The sequence below is a fragment of the Vibrio sp. 03_296 genome (genome assembly GCF_002265885.1).
Genome location: NZ_NPKW01000761.1, coordinates 1 through 769 on the forward strand (window position 1 = coordinate 1; position 769 = coordinate 769).

A 769-nucleotide genomic window follows, 5' to 3' on the forward strand; every position below is an offset into this window, starting at 1 on the left:
TTCTCACCGCGGCGCAGATGCACGGCTTGTCGATTGATAACGGCAACAAGTTCCATGCGGTTACCGCTGTAAAGTCAGAGCGAGAGCCAAATACTTCATCTGTTTGCTATCGCAGATGGTACTTACACCAAAATCAACAAAGTTCGTCTCTATAACGATCCAGAAACGGGCAAACTCAAATACTACTCTGAGGCTTGGTTTAAGCGCGGCAATCATTTAGCTGAGCTTGCTCGTTCCGATGTCTCTTCTGCTGGTGGTTTTGAAGTTAATCCAATCAATGGTGGTTACACCCTTGCTAATATTGCCGTTGAGCATCAGCAATCAAGTGAGGTTCATGCCGTTGAAAAAATCTGACTGAATATGAGTGGGTGACCTACGCCAATGGCACACTGATTGATGCGAAAGATGTGGCATTGTCAGAGGCGAAAATGGGCGGTCACGCCATCTCGACAGATGGGACGGCAGTCGATGTTCAAGCGGTGAAATCAAACCGCAAACCAAACACTTATGTTTACGCAAAAGTGCTTGGACCTTACACAAAAATTGTGGTGGTTGAACTTGCTAATGATCCCAAAACAGGGGCGCTTAAGTATCAAGCTCGCTCTTGGTACAAAGAAGGCAATCATACCGCAGACCTCGCCAATGAAGATATTTCGTCTTGCAACAGGGATWACACTCGATGGGCAAAGGTGGCTATTCACTCAGCGATCTGCATTACAGCGTAAACGCGGTAAGAAGCACCAGTGAAACCGTGGCCGATATCGACGAG

At 47.1% G+C, this 769-nt stretch carries 1 pseudogene; it reads left to right on the forward strand.

The features are described from left to right. Nucleotides 1-769, forward strand: a pseudogene (locus CIK04_RS27690) (hypothetical protein); the annotation flags it as partial.